The organism is Streptomyces sp. NPDC006552, assembly GCF_040611655.1.
GTDB lineage: Bacteria > Actinomycetota > Actinomycetes > Streptomycetales > Streptomycetaceae > Streptomyces.
Genome location: NZ_JBEXOS010000135.1, coordinates 1 through 5,263, shown reverse-complemented (window position 1 = coordinate 5,263; position 5,263 = coordinate 1). Strand labels below are relative to the sequence as shown.

Annotated in this window: 4 protein-coding genes; all 4 read right to left on the bottom strand. The window is 69.6% G+C overall.

Translation table 11 applies throughout. The features are described 5' to 3' along the window. Window positions 1-77: 77 nt before the first annotated feature. Window positions 78-386: a helicase associated domain-containing protein gene (locus ABZY33_RS35835; RefSeq protein ID WP_356495905.1), complete on the bottom strand. Its 309-nt coding sequence runs from the start codon at window positions 384-386 to the stop codon at window positions 78-80. Window positions 387-896: 510 nt separating this feature from the next. Beyond that, window positions 897-1,103 (bottom strand): hypothetical protein, encoded by a 207-nt coding sequence (locus ABZY33_RS35830; RefSeq protein ID WP_356495904.1) that lies wholly within the window; start codon window positions 1,101-1,103, stop codon window positions 897-899. Between the two features lie 424 nt (window positions 1,104-1,527). Next, window positions 1,528-4,143: a Helicase associated domain protein gene (locus tag ABZY33_RS35825; protein WP_356495903.1), complete on the bottom strand. Its 2,616-nt coding sequence runs from the start codon at window positions 4,141-4,143 to the stop codon at window positions 1,528-1,530. Further along, window positions 4,140-4,643, bottom strand: coding sequence for an HD domain-containing protein (locus tag ABZY33_RS35820; RefSeq protein ID WP_356495902.1), 504 nt, complete (start codon window positions 4,641-4,643; stop codon window positions 4,140-4,142). The genes ABZY33_RS35825 and ABZY33_RS35820 overlap by 4 nt, the downstream gene beginning before the upstream one ends. Window positions 4,644-5,263 lie beyond the last annotated feature (620 nt).

The window sequence follows — 5,263 nt, the reverse complement described above, 5'->3', positions numbered from 1 at the left end:
GACAACCAGCCTGCCTACGTGACACCTATCGTGCTTCGGCACACCGATGCCGGAGTACACGACTGTCAGACAGACGCTCACCAGCGCATGCCGAGTTGATCCAGCGCTGACCGCCGCTGCTCCCTGAGCTTGTTGGCGCGGCGGCGGGTGTTGGCGGTCCACATGCCGAGGTCGACCAGGACGTCGCCGTCAGCTGTGGTCTCGCGTCTGGTGGCGGCGGGTCCGGCGAGGTCGACGGGCAGGGCTTCGATGTGTTTGCGGGGCACGTTCAGGTGCCCTTCCCGGCTGTGGAACTGGCGGGCCGCGGCGAGATTGAGCGCCCATTTGTGGTCCTGGGCCACCTTCACCGGCCGCTCGTCCTCACCGGCCGGCTCGATGCCGAGCACGTGCTCCAGCAGCCACTGCTGCGCCGCCGTCAGCTGCTCGAAGCCGTACCGCTGCGCGCTTACTCAGCGTCCCAGGTCCTCGCCCTGGACGACGACGTCCCCGGCCGCGGTCGGCAGGCTCCCCCCGCCGGCCACGTGCGCCTGCACGAGACGCAGGTAACGCTGCCAACCGATGTCCCACGCCGGGCACCACCAGGGTCGACGTCGTCGAGCGCCTGGCGGCGGCCCCGGGGAGCAGCGGAGGCGCGGAAGGGCGTCACAGGGCGCAGCAGAGCCCCCTTTAAGGCGGGGTGGGCGGGGCGGGGTGGGCCACCGGCCGCCGCCACGCGCGGCAGGGCCCGCTCCGCGGTCCCTGCGGGGTGCCTCCGCATCGAGCGGCAATGAGACGGCCCCCAGGGGCGGGGCAGCAGCAAGGCACGGCAACACCCCTTTGTAGGGGTGGGCTTTTGGGGGTGCCGTCTACGGCGAAGCCCCGGCGCTCGTGCTGTCGGGGCTTCGCTGCTGCCGTTTTCAGGCGGTCGTCGTGTCGTCCTCGAAGTAGTACCAGTCGTCGCCGTTGTCGGGGCCGAAGTAGTAGAGGGGCGGGTCGTCGTCGCTGGGGGTGTGGGGCGCGGCGACGGGTGCGGTGGTGTGGGTGGTGGCCAGGGCCGCGGGGGCGGACAAGGTCAGTGCGGCGGCGACCAGGGCGGCCGCCGTGAGGGCGGTGCGTACACGCATGAGGACTCCGAAGTTGTGCGGATGCGGAGCTGTGTAGGTCCCCCTCCGCCAGCGCAGCCAGACCCCGTCCCCTGCAAGATCACCCGAACCGATCACGTCAGGTCCTCTCCTTTCAGGGCGGGGCTCCCGACGCGGCGCCACGGTACACACAGCCCCCGGACCCGAGGCATCTTCACAACCCCGCAGGGGCCGTCTCCGGCGCCTGCCGGGACCCTCACCCCCTCGGCCCGGGCCAGAACACCACTGATGCTCGGCGCTGAGTCTTCAGTGGTTCGGCGTTGATTCTTCAGTGGAGGTCCGACTCGTGTCGCTTGAGGTTTTTTCTGGTGTGCTGAATGAGGGATGCCGAGTTGGTACTGAAAGCTGGCGCCGATTCCCGATGAAATGGGGAGGCCGAACGTGTAGCACCTGGGGTCCTGCCGTGTCACCAGCGCATGCCCAACTGATCGACTGCCGCTCGTCGTTGGGCGGTGAGCTTCTCGACGCGCCTCCTGACGTTGGCGGTCCACATGCCCAGGTCGACCAGGACGTCGCCGTCGGGTGTGGTTTCGCGCCCGGCGGCAGCCGGCCCAGCGAGGTCGACGGGCAGGGCTTCGACGTGTTTGCGGGGCACGTTCAGGTGCCCTTCCCGGCTGTGGAACTGTCGGGCGGCGGCGAGGTTGAGAGCCCATTTGTGGTCCTGGGTCACCTTCACCGGCCGCTCGTCCTCTCCGGCCGGCTCGATGCCGAGCACGTGCTCCAGCAGCCACTGCTGCGCGGGCAGCAGCTGCTCGAAGCTGTGGCGCTGTGCTTGTACCCAGCGTCCGAGGTCTTCGCCCTGGACGACGACGTCCCCGGCCGTGGTGGGCAGGTGCCCGCCGTCGGCCAGGTGGGCCTGTACGAGACGGAGGCTGCGTTGCCAGCCGGTGTCCCAGGCAGGGCACCACCCAGGATCGATGTCATCCAGCGCCTGGCGCCGCTCGTCGGTGAGCGCCCCGGCCTCCGGCCCGACGGGTTCCCCGGCTTCCCGGCGCGCGGCGATCCGGTCCGCGAGGCGGGCCGCGTCGCGCATGTTCTTGGCCCACTTCCCCACCGGATACCCGTCCCACACTGCGGTGGCCGGGGGCAGGAAGTGCCCGTGTGCCTTGGCCCAGGCCCGCGCGGCGGCGAGCCCGTCAGCGAAGGCGTCCTCGCGCGGCGCCCACACCATGCCCAGCCCGTCCAGCTCCCGGACCCGTTCCGGGTCGAGCCGGCCGGCCTTGTAGGAGCGCCGCTGATGGGTGAGCCACACCCCCAGCGGAAAGCCCGCGGGCGTCCAGTCCTGGGGCGTCACGAAGCTGTACGGGGCCGCCAGTGGCTCGTCCCCGTGCTCCTTGACGTAGCGGGCGGCGGCCTCGATGCCGCGCCGCCAGTACGCGCCCTCGGGTTCCAGGACCCGCAGCCGCACGAACCGCGCGAGCTCCGCCGGGTCCCGCGGCGTGGAGAACTTCAGTAGCTCCCGCGCCCCCGCACTCACCGGCTCGGCCGGTTCCACGCCCTCCAGGCCGTTGACGTCGTCCAGGAACTCAGCATCGTCAGCACCCTCTGAACTATCCTCGTCCCAACTCCCGCTCCGTGCACGGGAGTCAGCGAGCGCCTCGATGGTCTCCGTATCGTGCGCACGCAACGCTTCAAGGACCTTCGCCAACCCTCCAAAGGCCGGAGAGGTCAATAGATTGTCCGCGTCTTCATCCGGCCCGAGAAATACCGGCACGACCAGAGACGCAACTTTTCCCTGCCCCGGCTTCATCCGCAGAGCCCGCCCGATCATTTGCACAATATCGACCATGGACCCGCGCACATCACAAAAGGCGACCGAATCACAATTCGCGGTATCGACGCCTTCACCCAACACCTTCACGGAGGAAAGCACCCGCAGAGCGGCAGGCAGCAACTCGACCCCGGAACCCCCGCCCGGGCCCTCCTGCCTCCCGCCCGCCTCCTGGTGCTCCTGGTGCTCGATGACGTCCGAGGCGAACTCCGCCAGCACCGCCCGCCGGTGCGCCGGCGCATGGTCGCCGTGCAACCAGCTCGACCACACCCGCTTCGGGTCCGGGTAGGTGTGCGCGTCTTCCTCCCACAGCCGCGCCGCGGCCTCCCCGATCCCCGCGGACATGGCCTCGGCCTCCGCGACACGGGAGTGGAAGGTGAGCACCTTGCGCAGGTTCTCCCGCGCGGCCGCGGTCAACACCCCCGACTGCAACGCCGCCAACCTGGCCCCGCGCACCCGCTCCGTGCCCGACCCGAGCTGTGCCCGGTGCCCGTACTCCGGGTCCCGGATGTCGACGCACACGACCTGGTACGGCGCGATCAGCCCCCGCTCGATGCTCTCTGAGAGGGAGAGCTTGTAGGCGACGGGGCCGAAGACGGGGGAGTCCTCGCTCATGCTCGCCACCAGCCGTGAGCCCTCCCCGCCGCCCGCGCCGGTTCCGTCTGCGGTGGCCTGCCACACCCGGGGCGTGGCCGTCATGTACAGCCGCCGCACCGCAGCCACCTGCTCCTGATCGTGCACGGCCGCCCACGGCTTCAACCCGTCCCCACTGGTGCGGTGCGCCTCGTCCACGACCATGAGGTCGAATGCGTCCAGGCCCCGCGCGTGGGCCCGGCGCAGCACGTCGACGGACGCGTACGTCCCGAACAAGGTCACGGTCTCCAAGTCCCGCACCCAGTCGACCAGTTCACCCTCGTCCGTGGTGCACGGCAGCCCTCCCGAGTCTCTGGCCGGCAGGGAGCACACCCCGACCATCGCCCCCGACCGGCCCCCATCACGCCGCCACGCCGTCGCCGTCTGCACCAACAGGTCCAGCGTCGGCACCAACACCACCACCCGCCGCGCGCGGAGCCGCTGCGCGGTCGCAACGGCGATGAGCGTCTTGCCGGAACCGGTGGCAGCGATGCACTGGCACCTCAGCCCCTCCTGCGGCAGGCGCCCGTCTGCGGGCTCCTGGAGGGCCCGCACGACCGCATCCACCGCCTCGACCTGGTGGGGCCGCAGAACCTGCCCAGAAGCCCGCCCACTCACCGCTGCGCCAGCTCCTCAAGCAGGGACGGATTGACGATCCGCACGATCGCCTCAATGTCCCCCCGCTCAGCGGCCGGCCACAGCTCCGCACGCGCAGCCCGGTACTTCGCGGTCAGCCGCTCCCGCTTGTCCGCAGGCAGCTGCGCGGCACGGTCCGGATGCGAGTTGTGCGCGTTGTCCGCGATCTTCAACAGCGTCGCGTCAGGGTCCGCGGTGATCCGGCGGATCTTCTCCGCGTAGGCCGTGCCCGCCTGGTTCGTCACCGCCTGGACGATCTCCACCACCCGCGCGGGAACACCGACGTTCAGCAACTGCTCGGCGCTCCAGTCGGTGTCCTCCAGGACGTCGTGCAGCAGGCCGGCCATGACGAGCGTGTCACCGAACGGGGTGAGCCCGGCTGCCACTGCTCGCACGTGCTCGACGTAGTCCACGCCGATCTTGTCGACCTGCCCGGCATGAGCCGAAGCAGCCAGAGCATCGACGTCACTGACGGACTTCACTTTCCGTCCCTCATTTCCACGATGGGTTTCTATCGTCGGATTCATGTTCTGGCCCTTCGAGTTCGAACTTAAGAACCCTGCACGTTTTGCAGTCAGCCCACCCCAGACCGTTCCTCGGGGGGAAGTTACCTGAGTTCAGAATTCAGCCGGGCCGGAAAGATGACACACAACCCAGAAGCAATCTGACGACACGTCAGACGCGTTGTCCCGGGTGGATCGGTGACGCGCTCTCAGTACAGAAGATAGCGCACCCAAAGCTTTGACATACCCACTCTCGGAGGGTTGTCCTGAAGTCTGCGGGGCTGGTTACCTTCAAGGCGTGAGAGTGCACGCTTCCGACCGTTTCTGACCGGGCGTCAGCCTCAAGGAGTGGCCGGGGCGGGAGCCGCGAGAGTGGGAGCCGGTGCAGACCTGATCCACCAGCAGCCCGGCAACCCCCTCTCCCAGCTGCCGCTTTCGTCGGATTCGCGGAGCGGATTCGACACAGGCCGGATCGCGGAGCGAGCCGAGCCGCCGGGCCGCGGAGCGGACCCGGCAAGGCGTCACGGAGTGACGCCCAACTCCCAGCCGCGGCCTTGGGGGCCCGGGGTCTTGACCGGCCTGTATGTGGTTCGGCCGGG

Bases quoted from the DNA above. Each gene is read 5' to 3' on its own strand.
- ABZY33_RS35830 (WP_356495904.1), bottom strand. From the start codon at position 1,103: ATGCGTGTACGCACCGCCCTCACGGCGGCCGCCCTGGTCGCCGCCGCA.